27 protein-coding genes are annotated in these 24,919 nt (G+C 68.1%); 13 read left to right on the forward strand and 14 right to left on the reverse strand.

The window, feature by feature from the left end; translation table 11 throughout:
- Both rbsK and ACXU4B_RS14905 read right to left on the reverse strand, forming a co-directional pair.
- Positions 1 to 891 (reverse strand): ribokinase, encoded by an 891-nt coding sequence (rbsK, locus tag ACXU4B_RS14900; RefSeq protein WP_131411107.1) that lies wholly within the window; start codon positions 889 to 891, stop codon positions 1 to 3.
- Between the two features lie 131 nt (positions 892 to 1,022).
- Complete coding sequence (locus ACXU4B_RS14905; protein ID WP_131411105.1) at positions 1,023 to 1,454, reverse strand: hypothetical protein; 432 nt, start codon at positions 1,452 to 1,454, stop codon at positions 1,023 to 1,025.
- Positions 1,455 to 1,588: 134 nt separating this feature from the next.
- Between ACXU4B_RS14905 and ACXU4B_RS14910 the strand changes: the two genes are divergently transcribed.
- Complete coding sequence (locus ACXU4B_RS14910; RefSeq protein ID WP_131411103.1) at positions 1,589 to 2,287, forward strand: glutathione binding-like protein; 699 nt, start codon at positions 1,589 to 1,591, stop codon at positions 2,285 to 2,287.
- A 125-nt stretch (positions 2,288 to 2,412) separates the two neighbouring features.
- On the forward strand, positions 2,413 to 4,689 hold the full coding sequence (locus tag ACXU4B_RS14915) for a S9 family peptidase (protein WP_131411101.1): 2,277 nt from the start codon (positions 2,413 to 2,415) through the stop codon (positions 4,687 to 4,689).
- Here the strand turns inward: ACXU4B_RS14915 and ACXU4B_RS14920 are convergent, their stop codons facing one another.
- Entirely contained in the window at positions 4,690 to 5,610 is a 921-nt protein-coding gene (locus tag ACXU4B_RS14920; RefSeq protein ID WP_131411099.1) for a LysR substrate-binding domain-containing protein, read from the reverse strand.
- A 168-nt stretch (positions 5,611 to 5,778) separates the two neighbouring features.
- Between ACXU4B_RS14920 and ACXU4B_RS14925 the strand changes: the two genes are divergently transcribed.
- Entirely contained in the window at positions 5,779 to 5,919 is a 141-nt protein-coding gene (locus ACXU4B_RS14925) for a hypothetical protein (protein ID WP_165583207.1), read from the forward strand.
- Between the two features lie 125 nt (positions 5,920 to 6,044).
- On the opposite strand, the gene ACXU4B_RS14930 is transcribed toward ACXU4B_RS14925, so the two are convergent.
- The 7 genes from ACXU4B_RS14930 to lptM form a co-directional block, all read right to left on the reverse strand.
- On the reverse strand, positions 6,045 to 6,659 hold the full coding sequence (locus ACXU4B_RS14930) for a hypothetical protein (protein WP_131411097.1): 615 nt from the start codon (positions 6,657 to 6,659) through the stop codon (positions 6,045 to 6,047).
- A gap of 36 nt (positions 6,660 to 6,695) precedes the next feature.
- Entirely contained in the window at positions 6,696 to 8,033 is a 1,338-nt protein-coding gene (gene hslU, locus ACXU4B_RS14935; RefSeq protein WP_131411095.1) for an ATP-dependent protease ATPase subunit HslU, read from the reverse strand.
- A 129-nt stretch (positions 8,034 to 8,162) separates the two neighbouring features.
- Positions 8,163 to 8,696 (reverse strand): ATP-dependent protease subunit HslV, encoded by a 534-nt coding sequence (gene hslV / locus ACXU4B_RS14940; RefSeq protein WP_131411093.1) that lies wholly within the window; start codon positions 8,694 to 8,696, stop codon positions 8,163 to 8,165.
- A gap of 117 nt (positions 8,697 to 8,813) precedes the next feature.
- Positions 8,814 to 9,701 (reverse strand): tyrosine recombinase XerC, encoded by an 888-nt coding sequence (gene xerC, locus ACXU4B_RS14945; protein ID WP_131411091.1) that lies wholly within the window; start codon positions 9,699 to 9,701, stop codon positions 8,814 to 8,816.
- 8 nt (positions 9,702 to 9,709) lie between these two features.
- On the reverse strand, positions 9,710 to 10,396 hold the full coding sequence (locus ACXU4B_RS14950; protein WP_131411089.1) for a DUF484 family protein: 687 nt from the start codon (positions 10,394 to 10,396) through the stop codon (positions 9,710 to 9,712).
- A 75-nt stretch (positions 10,397 to 10,471) separates the two neighbouring features.
- The gene (gene dapF, locus ACXU4B_RS14955) at positions 10,472 to 11,320 is read right to left on the reverse strand and encodes a diaminopimelate epimerase (RefSeq protein ID WP_131411087.1); all 849 of its coding nucleotides are present in this window, start codon (positions 11,318 to 11,320) and stop codon (positions 10,472 to 10,474) included.
- Positions 11,320 to 11,694 (reverse strand): LPS translocon maturation chaperone LptM, encoded by a 375-nt coding sequence (lptM, locus tag ACXU4B_RS14960; protein ID WP_240734111.1) that lies wholly within the window; start codon positions 11,692 to 11,694, stop codon positions 11,320 to 11,322. The genes dapF and lptM overlap by 1 nt, the downstream gene beginning before the upstream one ends.
- A 158-nt stretch (positions 11,695 to 11,852) precedes the next feature.
- On the opposite strand from lptM, the gene ACXU4B_RS14965 reads away from it, so the two are divergent.
- A complete protein-coding gene (locus tag ACXU4B_RS14965; protein WP_131411085.1) occupies positions 11,853 to 12,536 on the forward strand; it encodes a hypothetical protein in 684 nt (227 codons plus the stop codon).
- A gap of 46 nt (positions 12,537 to 12,582) precedes the next feature.
- Here ACXU4B_RS14965 and ACXU4B_RS14970 read toward each other — a convergent pair whose 3' ends face one another.
- Complete coding sequence (locus ACXU4B_RS14970) at positions 12,583 to 13,047, reverse strand: GNAT family N-acetyltransferase (RefSeq protein WP_131411359.1); 465 nt, start codon at positions 13,045 to 13,047, stop codon at positions 12,583 to 12,585.
- Positions 13,048 to 13,257: 210 nt separating this feature from the next.
- On the opposite strand from ACXU4B_RS14970, the gene ACXU4B_RS14975 reads away from it, so the two are divergent.
- Complete coding sequence (locus ACXU4B_RS14975) at positions 13,258 to 14,742, forward strand: RimK family protein (protein WP_131411083.1); 1,485 nt, start codon at positions 13,258 to 13,260, stop codon at positions 14,740 to 14,742.
- A 185-nt stretch (positions 14,743 to 14,927) separates the two neighbouring features.
- Here the strand turns inward: ACXU4B_RS14975 and ACXU4B_RS14980 are convergent, their stop codons facing one another.
- Positions 14,928 to 15,182: a hypothetical protein gene (locus tag ACXU4B_RS14980; protein ID WP_131411081.1), complete on the reverse strand. Its 255-nt coding sequence runs from the start codon at positions 15,180 to 15,182 to the stop codon at positions 14,928 to 14,930.
- A 178-nt stretch (positions 15,183 to 15,360) separates the two neighbouring features.
- Here ACXU4B_RS14980 and aroE point away from each other — a divergent pair, with 178 nt between their 5' ends.
- The 5 genes from aroE (at position 15,361) to ACXU4B_RS15005 (ending at position 18,777) form a co-directional block, all read left to right on the forward strand.
- Positions 15,361 to 16,191, forward strand: coding sequence for a shikimate dehydrogenase (gene aroE / locus ACXU4B_RS14985; protein ID WP_131411079.1), 831 nt, complete (start codon positions 15,361 to 15,363; stop codon positions 16,189 to 16,191).
- Positions 16,192 to 16,228: 37 nt separating this feature from the next.
- Positions 16,229 to 16,495 (forward strand): YkgJ family cysteine cluster protein, encoded by a 267-nt coding sequence (locus ACXU4B_RS14990; RefSeq protein WP_205746584.1) that lies wholly within the window; start codon positions 16,229 to 16,231, stop codon positions 16,493 to 16,495.
- Between the two features lie 173 nt (positions 16,496 to 16,668).
- Positions 16,669 to 17,706: an energy transducer TonB gene (locus ACXU4B_RS14995; protein ID WP_131411075.1), complete on the forward strand. Its 1,038-nt coding sequence runs from the start codon at positions 16,669 to 16,671 to the stop codon at positions 17,704 to 17,706.
- A gap of 51 nt (positions 17,707 to 17,757) precedes the next feature.
- A complete protein-coding gene (locus tag ACXU4B_RS15000) occupies positions 17,758 to 18,054 on the forward strand; it encodes a hypothetical protein (protein WP_131411073.1) in 297 nt (98 codons plus the stop codon).
- A 174-nt stretch (positions 18,055 to 18,228) separates the two neighbouring features.
- A complete protein-coding gene (locus tag ACXU4B_RS15005; protein ID WP_131411071.1) occupies positions 18,229 to 18,777 on the forward strand; it encodes a hypothetical protein in 549 nt (182 codons plus the stop codon).
- A gap of 5 nt (positions 18,778 to 18,782) precedes the next feature.
- Here ACXU4B_RS15005 and ACXU4B_RS15010 read toward each other — a convergent pair whose 3' ends face one another.
- Positions 18,783 to 19,319 carry a gamma carbonic anhydrase family protein gene (locus tag ACXU4B_RS15010; protein ID WP_131411070.1) on the reverse strand — a complete coding sequence of 179 codons (537 nt, stop codon included), beginning with the start codon at positions 19,317 to 19,319 and terminating at the stop codon, positions 18,783 to 18,785.
- 27 nt (positions 19,320 to 19,346) lie between these two features.
- Positions 19,347 to 21,062, reverse strand: coding sequence for a patatin-like phospholipase family protein (locus ACXU4B_RS15015; protein ID WP_240734110.1), 1,716 nt, complete (start codon positions 21,060 to 21,062; stop codon positions 19,347 to 19,349).
- A 158-nt stretch (positions 21,063 to 21,220) separates the two neighbouring features.
- Here ACXU4B_RS15015 and ACXU4B_RS15020 point away from each other — a divergent pair, with 158 nt between their 5' ends.
- The 3 genes from ACXU4B_RS15020 to ACXU4B_RS15030 are packed head-to-tail and all read left to right on the forward strand — an operon-like array spanning position 21,221 to position 24,803.
- Positions 21,221 to 23,263, forward strand: a complete 2,043-nt coding sequence (locus tag ACXU4B_RS15020) for a M3 family metallopeptidase (RefSeq protein WP_131411066.1) — start codon at positions 21,221 to 21,223, stop codon at positions 23,261 to 23,263.
- 38 nt (positions 23,264 to 23,301) lie between these two features.
- The gene (gene xth / locus ACXU4B_RS15025) at positions 23,302 to 24,081 is read left to right on the forward strand and encodes an exodeoxyribonuclease III (RefSeq protein WP_131411064.1); all 780 of its coding nucleotides are present in this window, start codon (positions 23,302 to 23,304) and stop codon (positions 24,079 to 24,081) included.
- A gap of 44 nt (positions 24,082 to 24,125) precedes the next feature.
- On the forward strand, positions 24,126 to 24,803 hold the full coding sequence (locus ACXU4B_RS15030) for a YecA/YgfB family protein (protein ID WP_131411062.1): 678 nt from the start codon (positions 24,126 to 24,128) through the stop codon (positions 24,801 to 24,803).
- Positions 24,804 to 24,919: the final 116 nt, after the last annotated feature.

The following is a 24,919-nucleotide window of genomic DNA, read 5'->3' on the forward strand; positions in this document are numbered from 1 at the left end:
TCAGTGCTGCGCCAGCCATCGATCCAGTTCGGCGCACGTCGGCATGCCGCCCTGTGCGCCAAGGCGGGTCACCGACAAGGCCGCCGCGGCGCATGCCTTGCGCACCGCGTCGGGCAAGCCTTCGTGCAGGAACACGGCCAGCGCCGCGTTGAAGGTGTCGCCAGCGCCCGTCGTGTCGACGACCTCGACCTTGAAGCCGGGCTGATGCACGGTATCGTCGCCGTCCCGATACCACGCACCCTCGCCACCGCGGGTGAGCACCACGGGCGCGGGTGCACGCAGCATCAGTGAACGGAAGTCGGCATGCGTATCCGCACCGAGCAGGATCGCCAGCTCGTGCTGGTTGGGCGTGAGATAGCGCGCCAGCTGCAACCATTCCACCGGCAGGGGCTGCGCCGGCGCGGGATTGAGGATCACCGGCCGGCCCAGTCGATGGCCCAGGCGCAACGTGGCCTCGACCGCATCCAGCGGAATTTCCATCTGCACGAGGATCGCATCAGCACGAGCCAGCGTGGCCTGCGCGCGTTCGACCTGCGCCGGCGTCACGCGCGCATTGGCGGCAGGCACCACGATGATCTGGTTCTCGCCTCCGGCCACGGTGATCGAGGCGGTGCCGCTGCCGCAGTCGGCGATGCGGGCAACGTGCTCCGGCGAGATGCCTTCGCGTGCGAGGCCGGCGTGCAGCTCGCTGCCGAAGGCATCATCGCCGACCGCACCGACCAGGGCGACCTCGGCACCCAGCCGTGCGGCTGCCACCGCCTGGTTCGCTCCCTTGCCACCGTGCACGGTGAGGAAGCGTTCGCCAAGAATCGTCTCACCCGGTCCGGCGAAGCGCCGGGCCAGCGTCACCAGGTCCATGTTGATGCTGCCAACCACGACGACGCGAGTCATACCTGCTCCATCACTTGCCCGGGCGGGGAGGCAGCAGGATACGGGATGGCATGCGCGGGGAGCACGCGATGCCCCCGCGGCATCGACCGCGCCACCGTCGCGACGATGGCGTGGCGGTCAGCTGGAGTGGATCAACCGCCGCTGCTGCCAGACGAAGACGGCACGCCCTGCCCCCGCTTCTCCTGCATGCGCTCAAGCGCCTTTTCGCGCATGGCCTTCCACTTGTCGCGCTGTGGCTGCGTCAGCAGAGCGCCGATCTGGCTTTCGCTGTCCTGCATGATCGACATGGCCCTGGCGCGGCGGTCGGCCGGCCTGAGCGTGCTGTCGCCTCGCAGCGCCTGCAGCTGCTGGTCGCGCTGCTGCAGCAGCGGGCCGATCTTCGCCTGCTGATCAGGCGTCAGTTGCAGCTGCCTGGTCAGGCGCTGCAGCTGTTGTTGCGGATCGAACGCATGCATGTGCTGGTTGCCGGCAGCAGCCGGGGCCGGCGTGCCCTGCTGGGCGAACGCATGGCCCGACAGGGCGGCGGCAAGTGCGAACGCGGCGAACAACGACAGGCGCTTCATGGGCAGCTCTCCTCGGGGTTATCAGCGGGAACGCGGGCACCCGGCGGCGGTTGACGACGGCCGCGCGTGGCGCATGCTTGAATCCCGGCCCGTCGCCCCGACCATCGACAGATCATCCGCCCCAGGGAAATCGCATGATCGAGCTGCACTACTGGCCCACGCCCAACGGCCACAAGATCACCCTGTTCCTCGAGGAATCCGGCCTGCCCTATACGATCAAGCCGGTGAATATCGGCCGGGGCGAGCAGTTCGAGCCCACCTTCCTCGCCATTTCGCCGAACAACCGCATGCCGGCCATCGTCGACACGGACCCGGCCGACGGCGGCGAGCCTGTGAGCGTGTTCGAGTCGGGCGCGATCCTGCAGTACCTGGCGGAGAAGACCGGCCGCTTCCTGCCGGCGGATGCGCGTGGTCGCTACAAGGTGCTGGAATGGCTGTACTGGCAGGTGGGCGGTCTTGGCCCGATGCTTGGGCAGAACCACCACTTCAACCGCTACGCCCCGGAAAAGATCCCGTATGCGATCGAGCGTTACGTGAACGAGACGCGGCGCCTGTACGGTGTGCTCGACAAGCAACTGCAAGGTCGCGCCTTCATCGCCGGCAAGGACTACACCATTGCCGACATGGCGGCCTACCCGTGGATCGTGCCGCATGAAAACCAGGGCATGGCGCTGGAAGATTTTCCGCACCTGCGGGCCTGGTTCGACGCCATCGGTGCGCGGCCCGCCACGCAGCGCGCCTATGCATTGGGCGAGCACATCAAGGGCCGCTTCGACCTCACCACCGATGAGGAGGCGCGCAAGGTGCTGTTCGGCCAGGGCGCCAGGCGCTGATCGCCGGCAGCGGCGAACGGGGCTGAATACGCGGCATTTCACGGGAAATCGCTGGCATCGGCCGGCGTGACGCGTTCTAATCGCCGCTTGTTCTTGCGTACGTTGCGTCGCCCAAGGAAGTACCCATGCGCGCCCTCCTCTTTGCCGCCCTGACGATGGTGGCCCTGCCGACCATGGCCGAAAAACTTACGATCGAACGCATTTTCGACGGCGGCAGCCTGGCGGGCGCCGCCCCCCGTGGCCTGCAGATCTCGCCGGACGGCGGTCGCGTCACCTTCCTGCGCGCACGGCCTGACGACCAGTTCCAGCTGGACCTGTGGGAATACCAGCTCAAGGACAACAAGACGCGCCTGCTGGTGGATTCGAAGAAGCTCGAACCCAGTGGCGAACAGTTGTCCGATGCGGAAAAGGCACGGCGCGAACGCGAGCGCACCGCTGGCCTGCACGGCATCGTCAGCTACCAGTGGTCGCCCGACGGCAAACAGTTGCTGTTCCCCATCGGCGGCAAGCTGTACCTCATCACGCTGGCCACGCCCGATGCCGCGCCGCGCCTGCTCGATACCGGCGACCACGTGCTCGATCCGAAAATCTCGCCGCGGGGTCGCTACGTCTCCTACGTGCGCGAGCAGAACCTGTGGGTGATCGACCTCGCCAATGGCGAGGCGAAGCAGCTCACCCGCGATGGCGGCGGCACCGTGCACAACGGCGAGGCCGAGTTCGTCGCGCAGGAAGAAATGGACCGCAGCGCGGGCTACTGGTGGGCGCCGGACGATTCGGCCATCGCCTTCGAACGCTACGACGAAGCGAAGGTCGCGGTGACCAAGCGCACCGAGTTGTATGCCGACCACACCGAAGTGATCGACCAGCGTTACCCCGCTGCGGGCACGCCCAACGTGGCCGTGAAGCTGGGCCTGGTCTCGCCTGCCGGTGGCCAGCCACGCTGGGTCGACCTGGGCAAGGATGCCGACATCTATCTGGCGCGCGTGAACTGGCTGCCGGACGGCAGGCACCTCAGCTACCAGCGCATGCCCCGCAACCAGCAGCGGCTCGACCTGCGCCTGGTCGATGCCAGGACACTCACGCAGCGCAGCCTGCTCAGCGAAACCAGCGATACGTGGATCAACCTCAACGACGACCTGACCTTCCTGAAGGACGGCAAGTCATTCCTGTGGGGTAGCGAGCGCAGCGGCTTCCACCATCTGTATCTGTATGGCCTCGACGGCAAGCTCAGGCATGCCGTGAGCGAAGGCGACTGGCAGATCGACGGGGTGCTGTCGGTCAACGAGCATGCCGGCAGCGTCTATGTCAGCTCCAATCGCGACGCCGTGCCCGAGCGCCAGGTCTATGCGCTGCGGCTAGATGGCAGCAGCGCCAATGCACCCTTGCGCATCAGCCAGGGTGCCGGCACGCACATGGCCGAGTTCGCGCCGAACGCGGCGTTCTACCTGGACAACTTTTCCAGCGCCGACACGCCGCCGCAGGTGAGCGTGCACAAGCCCGACGGCAGCCTGGTGAGCTGGATCGAGCCGAACCGGCTCGATGAGAAACATCCGTTCTGGCCGTTCCGGGCCAGCCTGGTGAAGCCGGAGTTCGGCACCATCAAGGCCGCCGACGGGCAACTGCTCTACTACCGGCTTTACAAGCCGGCCGGTTTCGATCCTTCGAAGAAATACCCGGTGTTCGACATGTACTACGGTGGCCCGCACGCGCAGCTGGTCACCAACGCATGGGGCGACTACTTCAACCAGTACATGGCCAACCAGGGCTTCGTCGTGTTCACGCTGGACAACCGCGGCATGGCGCGGCGCGGGCGCAAATTCGAGGAGCCCATCTACCAGCAACTGGGCGCGGTCGAAGTGGACGACCAGGTGGCCGGCATCCACTGGCTGAAGTCGCAGCCGTGGGTGGATGGCCGGCGCATCGGCGTGTTCGGCTGGAGCTACGGCGGCTACATGACCACCATGATGCTGGCCAAGGCGTCGGACGAACTGGTCGGTGGCGTGGCGGTGGCGCCGGTCACCGACTGGCGGCTGTATGACACGTTCTACACCGAGCGCTACCTTGGCCGTCCGCAGGACAACGATGCCGGCTATACGCGCAGCGCGCCGTTTGCCTGGCTCGATGGCCTGACGGCAAAGCTCTACCTGGTGCATGGCATGGCCGACGACAACGTGCTGTTCGCCAACTCCACCAAACTGATGGCCGAATTGCAGAAGCGTGGCACGCAGTTCCAGTTCATGGCCTACCCCGGCGCCAAGCACGGACTCAACCTGCCCGGCCAGCGCAGCCACGTCTATCACCTGATCGACAATTTCTTCGAGCGCGAAGTGAAGGGCGCGGCGCCTTCGCCCCGTACCGCCGTCGCGCCTGCGAGCAGCAGCGCCGCCGACCGCGCCTGGTGATCAGAGGCTGCTGCGCCTGCGTTCGCGCGGTGCGGGTTGCTGCTGGGCGAGCGAGTACTGGCGGGCCTCGTCGAGCAGCCAGGTGCGGAATTTCAGCAGCGCCGGATGCTTCTCGCTGCGCGGTGGATACACCAGGTAATGCGCAAATTCCGCGCGCAACAGGCGCGTGCTCAGCAGCACCAGCTGGCCCGTCTCGACCAGTGGCCGCGCCATCGTCAGCCGACCCAGCGCAATGCCCAGGCCTTCGATCGCGGCGTGATGCAGCGTTTCGGTGTCGTCGAAATGCGCCACGTAGCGCTCCGGCGGCGAACCGCCAAAGGTCTGGAACCATTTCGCCCAGACGTTCTCCGGGTCGCGCAGCAACGGCCATTCGGACAGCCGTGCCAGCGTTGGTCGCCCGAGGCGCGCGATCAGCTCGGGGCTTGCGATCGGCGTGAGCCAGTCGTCGAACAGGTGTTCGGCGTGCACGCCCGGCCATCCACCCGGACCAAAGCGCAAGGCGGCGTCGACCGCCTCGCGGTCGAAATCCACCAGGGCCACGCACGATTGCAGGTTGAGCTGCAATTGCGGGTGCAGCGCGACGAACCGCGGCAGGCGCGGCACCAGCCAGCTGGACGCAACCGATGGCATCACGCTGATCGTCAGCACGTCGGCCTGCGGCACGCAGAAATGCTGTAGCGCGCGATCGATGGCCTCGAACTGCGGGCCCACCGATTCGAGCAGGCGCGCGCCTTCAGGCGTGAGGTCGACACCCCGCGGACCGCGCACGAAAACCTGCCGGCCGAGGCGATCCTCGAGGTTGCGGATCTGATGGCTGAGCGCGCTGGCGGTGAGGTTGAGCTGGCGCGCGGCCAGCGAAAGATTGCCGGTACGCGCGGCGAGCACAAAGCCCTGCAGGGCAGTGAGTGGCATGCGACCCATATGAATCCACCTCAACACTGGGCTGCAAAAATGTCGCTTTTTGCGTGCCCGCGCGCGGTCTAGTGTAGTCCTTGCCCAGCCAGTGGGTGTTCACCGAGAGATGTGGCCATGTTGTTCTTCAGCCTTCCAGTCGTGATCAAACCTTCACGGAAAGCACCGGCTTCCCCCGTGGCCAGCACGGCCGCCGATGCGCGCAAGCAGACCACGATCGATACGGCGGCCCCTCGCCATCACGACGAATGGGAAGTGGGCAGCCTCGATCACTACATCGACAGCCGCGTATGCGGCGAACGCTTCCGCATCAGCTGAATGATCCGTCCGGGCGCACGCATGCACGCCCGGCCAGTGCGGCCAGCGGCAGTCAGACCAGAAGCAAACGAACCGGCCCGGCGTGGCTCATGACGATGAGCCAGCCGGCGCGGACGGGACCAGGCTCAGTTGGCGTGGCCGATGCCCGAGTCGCCCTGTTCCAGCGGCGGCGGCGTGCCTGCCACGGCCAGCAGGGACAGCGCATAGCCGTCCTCGATGCTGACGGTGGATACCTCATCCCACGAGAAGAACGACGCTTCGCGCAGCCATTCGGCGTCGGGGGAGATTTCCTGCATGTTGAAGCCGTCTTCGTCGACGCTGACCAGGCGGCCGATGTAGCAGACCTCCGACTCGTCCTCGCTGTCCACGTGCACGCCGATGACCGGCGCCTGCGCGGCGGCGGCCTGGATGACGCTGCGGATGTCGTCCAGCGGGAAACCGCGCGGCGGACGCGGCATCAGGTGTTTCAGGCTGAGTGCCTTCTCCATGAAAGGCGCGTGCTTGTCCGGCGCCTCCAGTTCGGAAACGTCGCGATGGCGCATCACATACATGCCGTCGTAGGTGATGCCGTCACCGACCACCCACAGCAGGAAGAATTCGCGACCGACACCGCCCACGTAGCCGCAGAAGCTGCCGTGTTCGAGTTCTTCGCGCCACAGACGGACCAGCTGATGCTTCTGCTGCGCTTCGCGCAACTGGGCACGCTGGCCGGTGGTTTTCAGTTCAATCACTTTTCCCATGGTCACAATTTTAACAGCTGGGGACTTTCCCCTTGTTTACAGGATGTAACGGCTCAAATCCTCGTCCTTGACCAGGTTTCCGAGGTTTTTATCGACATATTCGGCGTCAATCAGGTACTTTTCGCCGGATTTGTCCGCAGCTTCGTAGGAGATCTTCTCCAGTAGCCGCTCCATCACCGTGTGCAGGCGGCGGGCGCCGATGTTCTCGGTGCGCTCGTTGACCTGGAAGGCCACCTCGGCCAGGCGGTCCACGCCCGACTCGGTGAACTCCACCCCGACCCCCTCGGTGCCCAGCAGCGCGATGTACTGCTTGGTCAGGGCGTTGTTCGGCTCGCGCAGGATGCGCTTGAAGTCATCGACCGAGAGCGCCGACAGTTCCACGCGGATCGGCAGGCGACCCTGCAGCTCGGGAATCAGGTCCGAGGGCTTGGCCAGCGAGAACGCACCCGAAGCGATGAACAACATGTGGTCGGTCTTGATCGGGCCGTACTTGGTCGACACCGTGGATCCTTCCACCAGCGGCAACAGATCGCGTTGCACGCCCTCGCGGCTGACGCCGGCGCCGCCCCACTCGGAGCGCTGCGCCACCTTGTCGATCTCGTCGATGAACACGATGCCATTCTGTTCGGCCGCTTCCATCGCCTGCGTGCGCACTTCCTCGTCGTTGAGCAGCTTGGCGGCTTCCTCGTCGATCAGCAGCGGGCGGGCCAGCTTGATCGCGAGCTTGCGCTGCTGGGTCTTGCCGCCGCCCATGTTCTGGAACATCTGGCGCAGCTGCTGGCCCATTTCCTCCATGCCCGGCGGCGACATGATCTCCACGCCCATGTTCATGGCGAAGTCGAGTTCGATCTCACGATCGTCCAGCGCGCCCTCGCGCAGCTGCTTGCGCAGCTTCTGCCGCGTCTCGTTGTGCTCGGGGCTGGGCGCGGCGTCGTGGCTCCAGTCGGTCGGTTGCTGGCGTCGCGGCAGCAGCGCATCGAGGATGCGGTCCTCGGCGCGGTCCTCGGCCTGGGTGCGCACCCGCTTCATCGCCTGCTCGCGGGTGAGCTTGTAGGCCACGTCGGCGAGGTCGCGCACGATGGATTCCACGTCCTTGCCGACATAACCCACTTCGGTGAACTTGGTGGCTTCCACCTTCACGAAGGGAGCATTGGCCAGCGAGGCCAGGCGACGGGCGATCTCGGTCTTGCCCACGCCGGTGGGGCCGATCATCAGGATGTTCTTGGGCGTCACTTCGTCACGCATGCCCGGCTCCAGCTGCATGCGGCGCCAGCGGTTGCGCAGGGCAATCGCCACGGCGCGCTTGGCGTCGTGCTGGCCGATGATGTAGCGGTCGAGTTCGTTGACGATTTCGCGGGGAGTGAGTTCGGACATGGGGTCACCGGAAAGTGTGGTTTTTGCCCGTCGTTCCGGCGAAAGCCGGAGCCCAGTGCCTCTGCCTTCAAGGCGCTGGACCCCAGCTTGCGCTGGGACGACGGAGACGAAGGCCGTCGCGCCTGGCGCTTACAGCTCTTCGATGGTGGTGTTGTGGTTGGTATAGATGCAGATGTCGCCGGCGATCTTCAGCGCGCGCTCGACGATGGCGCGTGCATCCAGATCGGTGTTCTCCATCAGCGCCAGCGCGGCGGACTGCGCGTACGGGCCGCCGGAGCCGATGGCGATCAGGCCGTGCTCGGGCTCCAGCACGTCGCCGTTGCCCGAGATCAGCAGCGATGCCTCCTTGTCGGCCACCGCCAGCATCGCCTCGAGGCGGCCCAGGCGGCGATCGGTACGCCATTCCTTGGCCAGCTCCACGGCGGCGCGGGTGAGGTTGCCGCCGTGCTTGTCCAGCTTCTGTTCGAACAGCTCGAACAGGGTGAAGGCGTCGGCGGTGGCGCCGGCAAAGCCGGCCAGCACGTCGCCCTTGCCGAGGCGGCGGATCTTGCGCGCATTGGCCTTCATCACCGTGTTGCCGAGGGTGACCTGGCCGTCACCACCGATCACGACGCGGCCGTCGCGGCGCACCGAGACGATGGTGGTGGCATGAAAGGATTCCATGGGGAACTCCGCAGAGTGTGAATCCGCATGAGGTGGGGCCGGGCGGACGACCCTTCAATATGCCGGGGGCTGGCCGCGGGCATGACCCGGCCCGGAGCCATGCGGCGGCAGGAACCGTCAGGTCTTGCGCCTGGCGCGCGGGTGCGCGGCATCGTACACCTTGGCCAGGTACTGGAAGTCCAGGTGGGTGTAGATCTGCGTGGTGGCGATGTCGGCGTGGCCGAGCAGCTCCTGCACCGCGCGCAGGTCGCCGGAGGATTCCAGCATGTGGCTGGCGAAGGTATGCCGCAGCAGATGCGGATGCACGTGCTTGGCCATGCCCTGCTGCATGGCCAGGGTGCGCAGGCGCAGCTGCACGGTGCGCGGGTTGATCGGCGCCCCGCCGCGCCCGCGGAACACCGGCGTTTCGGGGCCCATGCCCTCGGCCTCGCCCAGCGCGCGCAGCGCGGCGACGGCATGGCGCCCCACCGGGACGATGCGCGTCTTGCTGCCCTTGCCCAGCACGCGCACTTCGCCCGCCTGCAGGTCCAGGTCCACCCAGTGAAGGCCGGTCAGTTCGGAAAGGCGCAGCCCGGAGGAATAGAACAGCTCCAGCATGGCGCGATCGCGCACGTTCAGGGCGCCCTCGCCCTGGGCTTCGACCAGGGTGGTGGCCTCGTCGACGTCGAGCACCTGCGGCAGCTTGCGATGCACCTTCGGTCCGCGCACGCCGGCCAGCGGGTCGTGCGCCATCAGGCCTTCGCGACTGAGCTGGCGGAACAGGCTGCGGCACGATGACAGCAGCCGTTGCAGGCTCTTGGGCGAGAGGCCGCCGCGATGCTCGGCGGCCACGAAGCTGCGCATGCGGTTGGGTTCCAGCGCCTCGAAACCGCCGATCCCCTGCGCGTCCATCCAGCGCAACAGTTTGGCCAGGTCGCGGCGATAACTGTCCACCGTGTGCGCCGACGCCTTGCGCTCGCCCGCCAGGCGGGTGAGCCATGCGTCGACCTGTGCCTGCGCGGACATGCTCGTGGTCAGACGCCTTCGTGCGAGCGGCGCAGCGCGGCCGTGACCGTGGCCGCGATCATCTTGAGGAACAGCGTGCCCATGCCCGGCTGGAAGTGGTCCGGGTCGCTGCTGCCGATGGCCAGGATGCCGAAGTCGCCCAACGGCATGATGGCGGTGGAACGGACTTCGGGCGCGTGCTCGCCGAACAGGCGATACAAGCGTTCGGCGGAGAGACGGCCGGCCACCGGTTCATGGTGGGCCAGGAATTCGGTGAACTCCGGCACCGCATGGCGTCCGCCCGGCACATGGATCAGCCAGTCGGCCGGCGGCAGCCCGATGGTGCCGAACAGCAGCAGGCGTACCTGGTCGGTCTGGAAATCTTCGGCCAGCCGTGCCACCACGCTGCGGGCGGCCACGGCGGGCGTGGTGGCGCGCAGCACGGCGACATTGAGGTCGTGCACCCGCTGCATCAGGCGTTCGTTTTCCGCTGCGATGGCCATCAGGCCGGCCAGCTGGCGTTCGAGCTCGGTGTTCTTGTCGCGCAGGCTCTGCAGCTGGTAGACCGCGAGCGAGGCCACCGGGCCCTGGTCGCGCGGCAAGGTGAGCTGCGCGGCCAGGTCGGGATAGTCGCTGAGGAATTCCGGATGGCGGCGCAGGTACGCCGCCACGTCGCTGGCGCTTAGGGTCTCGGCAAGAGCTGCGGTGTCGGACATGCGCGGGTTACCTCGGGCCAGGGGACGGGAACGGTGTGTCGCTGACCGGAGTGTGCGATGCCCGGGGTGCGTGTTTCAACGTGCCGCTGTCTTGCCCAGCCATTCGCCTTCGAAGGCAAAGGCGGCCGGACCGGTCATCCACAAGGTGTGGCCCGGGCCCGCCCAGTCGATGACCAGCACGCCGCCGGGCAGTTCCACCCGCACGCGGTCGTCGACTTCGCCGCGACGACGCATCACGGCCATGGCGGCGCAGGCGCCGGTGCCACAGGCCAGCGTCCAGCCGCTGCCGCGTTCGTGCACGCGCAGGCGCAGGTGGTCGCGCCCCAGCACCTGCACGAAGCCGGCGTTGGCCCCGGCCGGGAAGCGCGCGTGGGTGGTCAGCAGCGGACCCTGGCGGAACAGGCTGGGCGCGCCCAGCTCCGGCACCACCACCACGGCGTGGGGGTTGCCCATCGATACCGCGCCGATCTGCAGGGTTTCACCGCCCACCTCGATCGCGTAGCTGGCGGCCTCGGCCTCGGCGAGGAACGGAACACGCGCCGGCTCGAATACCGGCACGCCCATGTCGACGGTGACCTCGGCGGGGCCGAGCAGGCGCACCGTCACCGGTCCCGACGGACTTTCCAGCCGCACGGTGTCGCCGATGGCCAGCGCACCGGCGCGATGCAGCCATGCCGCCACGCAGCGCACGCCGTTGCCGCACTGGCCCGACGGCGTGCCGTCGGCATTCCAGATGCCGTAATAGAACGCGCAGGACGGATCGCGCGGCGGCTCGATGCTGATCAGCTGGTCGAAGCCGACGCCGGCGTGGCGATCGGCGATGTCGCGGATCTGCGACTCGCGCAGGGCAAACGGTTGCTGGCGGCAATCGAGCATGACGAAGTCGTTGCCGATGCCGTGCATCTTGGAAAAGCGCAGCTTCATCACATGAACTTGCCGCCGGTGATGCGGCCGTCCTTGTCCAGCTCGGCGAAATAGCGGCTGTGGTCGGTACGCATCTCGCGCGTGCTGATGCTGCCGGGCAAGACCAGCAGCACGTCCGGATAGGCAGCGCGGAACTGCGCGGGCGTCGGATGCGTGGCGATGAAGCCGTCGAATGCCTGCATGTCGGTCACGGCACCATGCACGGGAACGGGCGTGCCCTGGACGGGCACCGGGGCCGGCGCCGCGGCGGGCTGCACCGGTGCAGCCGTCGGCGCGGGCGTCGGCTTGGGCATGTACAGCGGACCCTTGTTGCCGCAGCCGGCCAGCAGGGCAAGAACGGTGCACAACGGAAACAGCAGCAGGGATCGACGCATGGCGAGGGATTTCCGGCAGGGACGGCCGGCAGTATAGGGAACCCTCCAACACGTCGCGACCCGGGTCCCCGGTGTGCGCCGGCGCAGCGCGTCCCGCCGGGCAGCCGTTATCATGCGGCCGTCGCCGCTACGCGCGGTACGGAAGTAGAAGTAGAAAGATGGACTGGACCGCGCTGCTGCGCCTCCCGACGACGATCCTGCTGATCCTGGCGGCGATCGTCCTGATGTTCACCCTGGCGCAGCTGATCGTCCTGCGCCAGCGCCTGCACAGCGGCCAGCGCATGGCCGCGGCGGGCAGGACGCTGCTGGTGCTGCTGGCCTTTGCCCTGACCCTCGTGCTGGCGGGCGCGGGCTTCGCCTTGCGGGGCTATCGCCTGCTGACCGACGAAGCACCGGTGATCGAAATCGACGCGCACATTCTTTCGCCACAGCGCTGGTCGCTGGTCCTGCACTGGCCCGACGGCGTGTCGCGCCAGGTGCCGCTGGCCGGCGACGCCTGGCGAGTGGAGGCGGTGGTGCTGAAGTGGAAGCTGCCCGCCCTGCTGGCCGGCATGCCCCCGCTGTACCGGCTCGATCGCCTGTCGGGCCGCTATGACGACCCGGCCGACGAAGCCCACGCCGTGCGCACCGTGGTCGGCTTCCGCGAGGCCGGCAGCTTCGACATGCTCGACCTGCACCGGCAGTTTCCGCGCTGGGTGCCGCAGGTGGACGTGCTGTTCGGCAGTGGCGTGTTCCTGCCGCTGGTCGACCAGGGCCACTACACGGTGAGCCTGATGCGCACAGGGGCGCTGGTGGCGCGGCCGGACGAGGCGACCGAACAGAAGATCGCGCAGCCGTTCTAGTGCCGGCGCCGGCCTGCGCTCCCCTGGCGAGGGGCAGCGCGGACCGTCACTTCAGCCGCTTCTCATACCGCCACGCGTCGGCGCCATCGCCGTAGTAGCGCGCGTAATGGCCGATGCGTTCGTAGCCCAGCCGCTCATACAGGCGGGTGGCGTCGTCGTTGTCGGTGCGCACTTCCAGTCGCAAGGACTTGCAGCGGCGGCGCCTGGCAGCATGCTCGGCGGCGTCCAGCAGGGCCGAGCCCACGCCCTTGCCGCGGGCCTCGGCACGCGTGGCAATCGAATACAGCCGCGCCACCTGGGTGCCCTTGCGGAAGAACACCACCGCCGTGCCCAGGAAACGCCGATGGTTGGCGCTGGCGACCAGCACCTGGGCAGTCTCGCTGTCCAGGTGGCGGCGATACTGCGCCCGGCTCAGGCGATCCGTGGCAAAGGTGGTTTCCTCCAGCGCGACGAGGTCATCGAGATCGGAGAGTTCGGCACGGCGCACGCGCACGGCGGCGGTCGCGGGCATGGGGGTCATCAGGGGCGGATCTCGTCGGGCGCGCAATAAGCCAAGCGGCGCACTCTAGTCCCCGGGTCCCCCCACCGCAACGATGACTTATGGTGCATTTAGGCCAGCTTCAGTGCACCGGCGTTTCCTGTGCCACACTGCGCGCCTTGTGCCGTGCCGCCCCGTTTCCCCGCGTGACGACACTCCTCCGTTCCACCTGACCGAGGTGTCATGACCCGTCTCGTCATTGTCGTCGAGAAGGCCTCCGACTGGAGTTCCTACTATCCGTCCGTCGACGTGGTCACCGCGATGGACTACCTGCGCGAGCCGGTGGGCGCCGACGACGAGCGCACGCACGTCATCAACCTCTGCCGCAGCTACAAATACCTGGGCACGGGCTACTACGTGTCGCTGCTGGCCGAGGCGCGCGGCCACCGCGTGATGCCATCGGTGCGCACGGTCAATGACCTGCGCCGCCGTTCGCTGTACGGCCTGGACATCGAGGACCTCAGCACCCGCCTCACCCATTTCCTGCCGGCCGGCGGCCGCGACACCACCGACTTCGGCGTGCTGGTCTACTTCGGGCAGACCGCCCAGCCGGCGTTGCAGGACCTGGCCCGGCAGGTGTTCGAAATGTTCCCCTGCCCGCTGCTGCGCATCGAGTTCGAGCGCGACCGCGTATGGCAGATCAGCGCGATCAAGCCGGTGGGCCTGCACACGCTGGACGACGCGCAGGAAGACGCATTCGCCGAGGAGCTGGACCACTTCTCCAAGAAGCTGTGGCGCAAGCCCAAGGCGCGCAAGCAGTTTCGCTATGACATCGCGATGCTGGTGGATCCGTCCGAGGCGATGCCGCCGTCGAACAAGAAGGCGCTCAAGTCCTTCATCGCCGCCGGCAAGGAACTGGGCGTCGAAGTCGATCCGATCGGCAAGAACGACTACCAGCGCCTGGCCGAGTACGACGGCCTGTTCATCCGCGAGACCACCGCCAGCGACAACCACACCTACCGCTTCGCGCATCGCGCGGAGAAGGAAGGCATGGTGGTGATCGACGACCCCACTTCGATCCTGCGCTGCACCAACAAGATCTTCCTCAACGACCTGATGGTGTCGCGCAAGCTGGCGGTGCCGCGCACCGAGATCCTCTATCGCGACGACACCAAGGGGCTGAAGGAAGTCGCCGCGCGGCTGGGTTATCCGCTGGTGCTGAAGATTCCCGACGGCTCGTTCTCCCGCGGCGTGGTCAAGGTCGAGAGCGAGGATGCGCTGGGCAAGGCCACCGCCGAACTGTTCCAGCACAGCTCCCTGCTGCTGGCGCAGGAATTCGTCTATACCGAGTTCGACTGGCGCATCGGCGTGTTCAACCACCAGGCGCTGTACGCGTGCAAATACTACATGTCGCGCGGCCACTGGCAGATCTACAACCACGGTGCCAAGGGCACGGCCAAATCGGGCGGCTTCGAGACGATACCGGTCAAGGACGCGCCGGCCGACGTGGTGAAGCTGGCGCTCAAGGCCACGCAGGCGATCGGCGATGGCTTCTACGGCGTCGACCTCAAGCGCGTCGGCGACAAGCCGGTGGTGATCGAAGTGAACGACAACCCCTCGATCGATGCCGGCGTGGAAGACGCCGTGCTCGGCGAGGAGCTCTATCTGAGCGTGATGCGGGAATTCCTGCGCCGCATGGAACGCAAGCGCGCGGGCGGCGCCGACTGACAGCGCGCTCGCGCGGGCGGCGGCGGGCGGGGTGATTCCGGTGGCCCATCCGTGGACCACCGTCACGCCGGCGCCTTCCCTGGCGCCGCTCCGGCGCGTGCCCAGCCGTCCCAGGCCATCGCACGGAGCCCCACGCCACGGCGTCCTGCCGCGGCATCCACTGCCAAGTGAATTCGTTGGCCCACTCAGTTCCAGATGAGGGGCGACGCCGTGCGGCGGCGCGGGCGCAGCACGGCAAGCAGCTGGCGCGGCAGCGCCGGTTCCAGCACCAGCAGCAACACCAGCGGCGCGCCGAGCAGCCAGAACGCGGGCGTCCAGCCCAGGCCCTTGGTACGGGCCGGAACCAGCGTGGTGACCAGCAGCGCGGCACCCGCCAGCAACCACAGCAGGGCGGCGCCGAGCAGGCGTTCGTGACGGGTGGTCGGGGACGTGGGGCGCATCGGGCTGATCCGTTCGATGAGGTTGGCCAAGCCTGCCGCGACCCGATCTCAAAACCTGCGATGGCGCGCGCGGACCGCGCCGCGCCGTCATACGGCGAGGCGCCGCGGCGGCTAAAATGGTCGCCAGGCCTCCGGCGGTATGGACCCCCCGCCGGGCTCGAAGCCATCAGGAGCGCGCATGAGTGCAGGACAGTTCGCGGTGTTTGGCCACCCCATCAGCCATTCGCTGTCGCCACAGATCCACCAGGCCTTTGCCCGCCAGTTCGGGCTGGAGCTGGCCTACCGCACCGTCGACGCGACGCCGGAGGCGTTTGCCGACGCAGTGCGCCGCTTCTTTGCCGACGGCGGCCGCGGCGCCAATGTGACGCTGCCGCACAAGGCGGCTGCCTTTGCACTGGCCGACGAAACCAGCGAAGCCGCGCGCCGCGCCGGCAGCGCCAATGTGCTCACCGCGCTGGCCGGCGGTCGCCTGGCCGCGCACAACACCGATGGCGATGGCATGGTGCGCGACATCACCGAGCGCCACAGCGTCGACCTGCGTGGCCACACCGCCCTGCTGCTTGGCGCCGGCGGTGCGGCGCACGGGGTGGCGTGGGCCTTGCTCGATGCCGGCGTGGACACCCTCACCATCGTCAACCGCACGCCGGAAGCGGCCGATGCGCTCGCCGACGCCATCGGCGATCCGGCACGCGCGCATACGCGCTACTGGGAAGACCTGGCCGACCTCGGCGCCTTCGACCTGATCATCAACGCCACCTCGGCCGGCGTGCTCGGCAAATCGCTGGAGCTGCCGTTCGCCATCGCCGGCAATCGCGCGCTCTGCTACGACCTGTCCTACGGCAAGGCCGCCACCGGCTTCCTCGCCTGGGCCCGCACGGCCGGCGCACGCTACGCGCTCGACGGGCTGGGCATGCTGATCGAGACCGCCGCCGATGCGTTCGAGCTGTGGCATGGCAGGCGGCCGGACACCGATCCGGTGTACGCCGAGCTTCGCCGGCAATACGGGTGAACGCCATCGCGCATCGTCGTCGCACGGGCTGCGCATGATGACGGCGCCCACCTGCCGCATGAGTTGCGGCGCATGCTGCATCGCGCCGTCCATTTCGTCGCCGATTCCCGGCATGCCCCTGGGCAAGCCGGCCGGCGTGCGCTGCGTGCAGCTCACCGACGACCATCGTTGCGCCATCTTCGGCCGGCCCGAACGTCCCGCGGTGTGCGGCAGCCTGCGTCCGGAAGCGGCGATGTGCGGCAGCGACCGGGAGCACGCGCTGGCCTATCTGGCTGCGCTCGACCACGCCACGCGGGCCGCCTGAGCGAGGTCGGCACCCGGCCACGGGCGAGCGGCGGCGCTCGCGCGTGAACTGCGTCACAGATGGTGACGGCAGGCAACATGCCCGCAATACGATCTCACTAAGCTGGCGCGCCTCGCCGGTGCGCCTGTGCGCCGGTTCCCATCGACCCACTTGCGCCTGCCATGTCACCCGCTATGTCGCGTCGTCGTATCCAGGGCGTTGCCCGCTTCATGCTCCTCATCGTTGTTGGCCTGGTCGCCATCGGCGGCGTGGTGATCTTTGCGTTGCTCAAGTCCCGGGCTGCCGCGGACGATCCGTCCCCGACCGTCATCGCGGCCGCCGGGCCGGTGGTGCGCGCAGGCGCCGGCACCGACGAGCTGCTGCAGCACGCGCGCCAGGCCATGGCCGAACAGCGCCTGCTCGCGCCAGCCGGCAACAACGCCTTCGAGCTCTACCTGGCCGTGCTCAAGCGTGAACCCGGCAACCGGGTGGCGCAGGATGCGCTGCGCGAGATCTTTCCGTTCGCCGCCCACGCGGCCGAACAGACCATCGACCAGGGCGATGCCGGCGAGGCCCAGCGGCAGATCGACCTGTTGCGACGCGCCGATCCGCAGAACTACACGCTGACCCTGTTGCAGACCAAGCTGCAGGCGCAGCGTGACGCGGCGGCACAGCAGGCCCAGCCACAGCCGCAGCTTGCGCAGGCGAAAAAGCCGGAGCAGCCGCCACCGCCGGGCGCGGCCATCCGTCCGGCCGTGGCTGCAGCGCCGCAGGTCGCGCCGTCGACGCCGGCGCCCGGCACCGCGCCCGCAGGCCCGCCCGCCGCCAGGCCGGCGGCAGTCCCCACCGCTGCCGAGCTGGCGCTGGCCCAGTTGCACGTGGAATCCACCAAGGTCGAAGCGGCGCCCAAATCGTCGATGCGGCCGCACGCTCCGGCCGTCGCGGCGGTGGTGGATGCCAATGGCAATGCGGCACCCGTGCTGACGCGTCGCGTGGATCCTTCCTACCCTTCCGATGCGCGCCGCAGCCGTCGCCAGGGTTGGGTGGACGTGACCTTCACCGTGCAGGCCGATGGCAGCGTGAGCGGCGCCAGCGTCACCGACGCCGATCCCAAGTACGTCTTCGACCGCTCCGCCCTCAATGCGGTGACGCACTGGCAGTTCACCCCGGGCATGCAGGACGGCAAGCCGGTGGCGGCCCAGTTGCGCCAGCGCATCGAGTTTCACCTCTAGGCGGCAGGCTCCGGCGCACAGTGGGCGCCGGTCACTTCGTGGAGGCATGCCATGCACCGTTCGCTCGCGCTGTCCGTCCTCGCCGCCAGCTTGCTGCTGGGCGGCTGCCATGACATGACGCACGCCGCGTCCACGCCGGCGCCGGTGCATGGTTACGTCACCGACATGAAGGCGTTCGACGCCTTCATCGCCACGCACCCGACGCCTGACCAGTTCCGCGCCACCTATCCGGACGTGCTGCTGGTGATGCCGGGCAGCATCACGACGCTGGAGTTCCGCACCAACAACAGCCGCTACTACCCGGAGCTCGACCACGACGGCCGCATCACCGGCGGGCACTTCAGCTGAGCTTCCGACCACGCCTGCGCGGCCATGCAGTGCCAAATGGACGTCCATCATCGCAAGGCCGGGGCAACCCCGAGTCACATCGCTGACATGTGGGCTCGCTAATGTGACAGTTCCGCCGGGGTACCTGAGGGGCAGGCCATCCTTCGCGCGGCGTCGACCCATGCAGCTGGTGCCATGTCCCGTTCCGTTTCGCTCCCGCCGCGCCATCGCGCGCTCGTTGTTGCTCTCCTGGTCGTGGCGGTCGCCCTCGGCGGCGGAGCGTTCTGGTGGCGACAGCACGGCACCGGGGGAGGCTCCACCGCGCAGGCAACGGACGGCCAGACGTCCAGTGGCAAGGACGACAGCGGGGTGAGCATCATGCTTGACCTGGCCAAGACCGCCGTGCAGGAGAAGCGCCTGGTGGCGCCGGCCGGCAGCAACGCGTACGAGTTCTACATGAGCGTGCTGCAGCTCGACCCCAGCAACAAGGTCGCCATCGACGAGCTGCACGAAACGTTTCCGGCGGCATCGGCCGACGTGGAGCGCGCGATCAACAACAATGAACTGGATGAAGCGCAGCGCGAGCTGTCCTTGCTGCGCGAGTTCGACAGCACCAACTACATCCTGTCGCTGCTGGGCGGCAAGCTCGATGCCCAGCGCCAGATCGTGATCCGCCAGGACGAGGCGCGCGCGGCGATCATCCAGGCGCAGCAGCAGTCCGCCGCCGGTGGCGGCAACTTCTAGGCGCTTCAGCCCAGGGCGAGATACTCGTCCTTCAGGCGCACGTAGTGGTCGGCGGAGTAATGCAGTTGCTCGACCTGCTTGTCGCTGAGCAGGCGCACGAACTTCGCCGGATTGCCTACCCACAGTTCGCGCTCTCCGACCACCTTGCCGGGCGGAATCACACTGCCGGCGGCCACGAAGCCGTAGCGCTTCACCACCGCGCCGTCGAGCACCACGGCATGCATGCCGATCAGGCAGTAGTCCTCGATGGTGCAGGCATGCAGCACCGCGGCGTGGCCGACGGTGACCCCTTCGCCCACGATGGTGGGCTGGCCGCCGGGCGTGTACGGACCATCATGGGTGACGTGGACGACGGCGCCGTCCTGCACATTGCTGCGCGCCCCGATGCGGATGAAGTGCACGTCGCCGCGCAACACGGCGCCGGGCCAGATCGACACGTCGTCGCCCAGTTCCACGGCGCCGATGACGGTGGCGGCCTGGTCGATGTAGACGCGCTGGTGCAGGGTGGGCCAGATGCCCTTGTATTTGCGTAGGGATTCCATCGCCCTATGGTACCTCCCTGCCTTGCCTCACCGTTTCGCCTGCTGCTCCAGCACGCTGATGGTGTGGCGGTAACCGGCGTCCATCGCGTGCTGCCAGTCCTTCCAGTCCAGCATGCCGATATGTTCCAGCGGCGGCGTGAGCAGCAGGTCGGCGCGCTCGCGGCGGTGTTCGCCGGGACCTTCGCTGTTGACCATCGCCGCCCGCACGAGGGTGGACACGATCCCGGGGCGCCGGATGCCTTGCCGCTGCAGCACCAGTTGCCACCAGGGCGGCGTCGCGAACTCCTCCGCCGTGGTGAGCAGGGAGATGTCGGCGCGGATGTCGACCGCGGTGATGTGCGCGATGCCGTCCGCCGCCATCACGTCGGTGGGCAGGTTGTCCACCAGCGCGCCGTCCACGTAGACGCGGCCCTGGTGCAGTACGGGCGGCAGCACGCCGGGGATGGCGCTGGACGCGCGCAGCCACAGCCACAGCGGGCCGTGCCGGTGCACCACCATGCCCTCGCCCGAGAGGCAGGTGGAGACGCAGAAGAACGGTAGCGAGAGATCGCCGATATCCAGCGCACCGAAGGCGCGCCGCAGCATCGCCGCCGCGCGCCGGCCGCGCGTGAGCGCCACCAGCGGCACGGTCCAGTCCGACAGCGGGCGTCCCTCGACGAAGCCGCGCCGGAAGGTCTCCACCATCGCGTCCAGTTCCCATCCGCTCGCCACGCCGGCGCCGATGATGGCCCCGATGCTGGTGCCGCCGACCGCATCGAACTCATGGCCCGCTTCGCGCAGCGCTCGCAGCGCGCCCAGGTGGGCCACTCCTCGCGTGCCGCCGCCGGCGAGCACGAGGCCGCGTCCGTGGCCGCTGATCAGCCGCGCGAGGCGCCCGATGTCCGCCTGGCCGCCCACGTGGTGGTGCTGCAGGTCGCCGCTGAACACGGCGCGCCAGCGCTGCGCCGCGCCCAGGCCAGGCTGGCGCCCCGCATGCAGCAGGATCAGGTGACGCGGCCGATGGCCTGCGCGCGACGGGTGCATGGGCAAGGCTTCGGGCCAGGCCCGGGCAGGTTGCGCAGCCATCGCCGGCAGCAACAGCACGTCGGCCTGGCGCAGGCAACGCTCGCGCCAGTGTCCGTCGCCCGCCGTATCCAGATAGATCACGAAGCGGGCCTGCGCCTCGCGGGCAGCAAACCAGTCGCTGCCGCGGCCTTCCCCGAGCGCGGCATCGATCACTGTGCAGCTGCCCAGCCGTTCCAGCTCCATCGCCAGCTGCATGGCGAGGGCACGCGCCGGTACCTCCGGGCTGGCCGGCAACAGCGCAAACGTGCGCGCCACCCCGGCCGTCGCCTCGCCACGCATGCGTTCGAGCAGCCGGCCCATGGCCACCTTCGCCACGTCCAGCATGGCCTGCGGATGGCGCCGCACCAGCGCTTCGAAGGCGGTGCGGTCCAGCCGCAACAGCTGCGAGTCGCGCAGGGCGCGGGCGGTGTACTGGCGGCCCTCGCCGGTGACCAGCCCGATTTCGCCCAGGCTGTCGCCGGCCGCCACCAGGCGCACCCGGCGCGTGGGTGCCTCGAATACACCCACGCTGCCGCTGGCCACCAGATACAAGGCATCGGCCGGTTCACCCCGGTGGAACAGGGTGCGGCCGCCGGGCAGCGAAAACCACTGGAGTTCGGGGAGCAGCGCGGCAAGCGCGTCGTCGTCCAGATGCCCGAACACGTCGCAACGACGCAGCAGGGCGGAAAAATCGGGCATGGGCATGGCCGGATGGTACGGTGCGTGATGTGACAATTCGTGACCACGCACGGTCGCCGCTGCGCGCCGCAGCTTGATTTCGCCAGGGTGCGTCGCCACGCTGGCGGGCAACCCGACGGTGGCCCCTGGCCGCCGGGCGGGTGACCCGAGGAGATTCCATGGCACAAGACAATCCGCTGCTGGCCGACGACGCACTGCCGGCCTTTTCGCAGATCCTTCCCGAGCACGTCACGCCCGCGATCGACGCCATCCTGGCCGACTATCGAAGCGGCATCGACGCGCTCACCGCGCCCGGCGCGCCGCGCGATTTCGCCAGCGTGATGCTCACGCAGGAACGCCTGGAGCAGCGCCTCGCCCGGGCCTGGTCGCCGGTGAGCCACCTGCATTCGGTGGCCGACACCGAGGCGCTGCGCAAGGTCTACGGCCCGACGGAAGAAATGCTCACCGACCATGCGATCGAGCTGGGCCAGAACCGCGAGCTTTACCAGGCCGTGCAGGCGCTGGCGGATGCAGCGGATTTCAACACCCTGCCGCTGCCCGAGCGCGCGCTGGTGGAGCACTCCCTGCGCGACTTCCGCCTGTCGGGCGTGGCGCTGGAAGAGCCGGCGCGCACGCGCTTCCGCGAAATCGGCGTGGAGCTGAGCCGCCTTTCCACCGAATTCTCCAACGCCGTGCTCGATGCCACCGACGCCTGGCATGAGCACATCACCGATGAGCGTGATCTGGCCGGCGTACCCGAATCCAGCCGCGCCGTGCTGCGCCAGTACGCCAAGGAACAGGGCCTGGACGGTTACCTGGTGACGCTCAAGCAGCCCAGCGTGCAAGCCGTGCTCACCTACGCCGACAACCGCGGCCTGCGCGAACGCGTGTACTGGGCGTACCAGACGCGCGCCTCGGACCAGGGCCCGCACGCGGGCAAGTTCGACAACGGCGAGCGCATCGAACGCATCATGGCGCTACGCTACGAGGCGGCGCAGCTGCTCGGCTTCGCCAATGCCGCCGAGGAATCGCTGGCGACCAAGATGGCCGGTTCGCCCTCGCAGGTAATGGAGTTCCTGCACGACCTGGCGCAGCGCGCCCGCCCGGTGGCGCGCGAGGAACTCAAGAAACTGCGCGAGTTCGCCACCGATGAGCTCAAGCTGGACAACCTCGAGTCCTGGGATGTCGGCTATGCCGCGGAAAAGCTGCGCCAGCAGCAGTACGCGCTCGACGAGGAACAGTTGAAGCCGTACTTCCCGCTGCCGGCGGTGATGGATGGCCTGTTCGAGCTGACCGACCGGCTGTATGGCATTTCACTGAGCGCGCGCGAAGACGTCGACACGTGGCATCCGGACGTGCGCTATTACGACGTGCGCGACGCCGACGGCCGGGTCTTCGCCGGTGCCTACGTCGACCTGTACGCGCGTACGGGCAAGCGCGGCGGCGCATGGATGGATGTGTGCCGGGCGCGCTTCCGCGACGGCGACAACGAACAACTGCCGGTGGCCTTCCTCACCTGCAACTTCGCGCCGCCGACCGAAGGCCGCCCCGCGCTGCTCACGCACGACGACGTGCTGACCCTGTTCCACGAGTTCGGCCACGGCCTGCACCACCTGCTCACCGAGATCGCGCTGCCATCCATCGGCGGCATCGACGGCGTGGAATGGGACGCGGTGGAACTGCCGAGCCAGTTCATGGAGAACTTCGGCTGGAACCGCGAGGCGCTCGACCTGTTCGCGCGCCACTATGAAACCGGCGAGCGGCTGCCCGACGCGCTGTTCGAGCGCATGCTCGCCGCGCGTTACTTCCATGCCGGCCTGTTCCTGGTGCGCCAGCTCGAGTTCGCGATGTTCGACTTCCTGCTGCACCTGGAATACGACCCGGGCCGGGGCGCGCGCACGATGGAAATGCTGGAGCAGGTGCGCCACGAAGTGGCCGTGCTGCACCCGCCGGCCTGGCAGCGCTTTCCACATGCCTTCTCGCACATCTTCGCGGGTGGCTACGCAGCCGGTTACTACAGCTACCTGTGGGCCGAGCTGCTCAGTGCCGACGCCTTCGGCGAGTTCGAGGAACATGGCGTGATCGACCGCGCCACCGGCGACCGTTTCCGTCGCGAAGTGCTCGCCGTCGGCGCCAGCCGCCCGGCCATCGACAGCTTCATCGCCTTCCGTGGCCGCGCACCGGAACCGGAGGCGTTGCTCAAGAGTCATGGCCTGGCCTGAGGGACGGCGATGCGAATGTCATCCCTTACAATGCGCCCATGAAAATTGCGTCGTGGAACGTGAACTCGCTGAAGGTGCGCCTGCCGCACCTCACCGAGTGGCTGGCCGAGGCCAGGCCGGATGTGGTGGCCCTGCAGGAAACCAAGCTGGAAGACGCCAGGTTTCCCGTCGACGAACTGGCCGCGGCGGGTTATCGCGCGGTGTTCTCCGGCCAGAAGACCTACAACGGCGTGGCCCTGCTGGCGCGCGCCGATGCTCCAGGCGGTTTCGAGGATGTCGTCACCGATATCCCGAACCTGGACGACCCGCAGCGGCGCATCCTCGCGGCGACCGTGGGTGGCGTGCGCGTGGTCGATCTCTACGTCGTCAACGGCAAGGCCATCGGCGATGAGAAATACGACTACAAGCTCGACTGGCTGGCGAAGGTGCGCGAGTTCCTGGCGCGCGAAATCGAGCGCCATCCCCGGCTGGTCGTGCTGGGCGATTTCAACATCGCCCCGGACGACCGTGACGTGTACGACCCGGTGGCCTGGGGCGACGACATCCTGTGCTCGCCGCCCGAACGCGAAGCGCTCAGGCGCATCACCGAACTCGGCCTGCACGACAGCTTCCGCCTGTTCGAACCGGGCGGCGAACACTTCAGCTGGTGGGACTACCGTCAGGCAGCGTTCCGGCGCAACATGGGCCTGCGCATCGACCTGGTCCTGATCGGCGACGCCCTCAAGCCGGCGGCGACCGCGGCGGGCATCGACCGTACGCCACGGACGTGGGAACGACCGTCCGATCACACGCCGGTAACGGTGGATCTGGATATCTAGAATTGGGGCCGCCCCGGTGCGGCCGGCTTGCAAACAGGTTGCTGATGAATACACCGAAGACCGACTGGCCCAGCTCGCTGGACGACAAAGAGCTCGACGAACTGGACCAATACCTGCGCGCCCACGTGGGCGAAGGCGACCTGCTGCTGGACGGCGTGCATGGCCTGCTTTCTGCGCTGGCAGTCGGTCCGATGCAGGTGTTGCCCGAGGAATGGCTGCCCGAAGTGCTGCACGAGCCCTTCGCGGACGAAACCGAAGGCAACCGCGTGCTCGCGCTGCTGGCCAAGCTCAACGACTCCATCACCGCCGAGCTCGACGTCGAAGCCTATGAGCCGATCCTGGGCGAGGTGGATACCGAAGCGGGCCCGGCACTCTCGGCCGCTGGCTGGTGCGAAGGCTTCAGCCGCGGCATCGACCTGCGCGCGGGCCTGTGGGAAAAACGCCTGGCCGACGATCCGCAGCTGATGGAACTGCTCGGTCCGGTCATGGCACTGGCCGTGGACGAGGGCATCCTCAACGCCGACGCCGAGTTCGAAAAACTCAGCGACGACGAATACGACGAATGCCTCGCCCAGGTGCCAACCGTGCTCGGCGCGGTGAACCAGTACTGGCACGAACACCCGGCCACCGAGGTCGAGCTGGAAGCGGCCGTCCGTCCGGCGGACGATGAGCAGCAGCACGAGCCGCCGCCGCGCCACCGCAGCGGCCACTGGGTGCACTGAACCCGGTCACGCGGGCGATCTTCGCGCCAGCGAAACAGTGCGTTCGGGCGTCGCCTCTTGGGCGGCGCCCGCCACGCCATCATCATCATGCGCTGAACTCTTCCCACGGGAGCAAG

Source organism: Dyella soli (genome assembly GCF_054482295.1).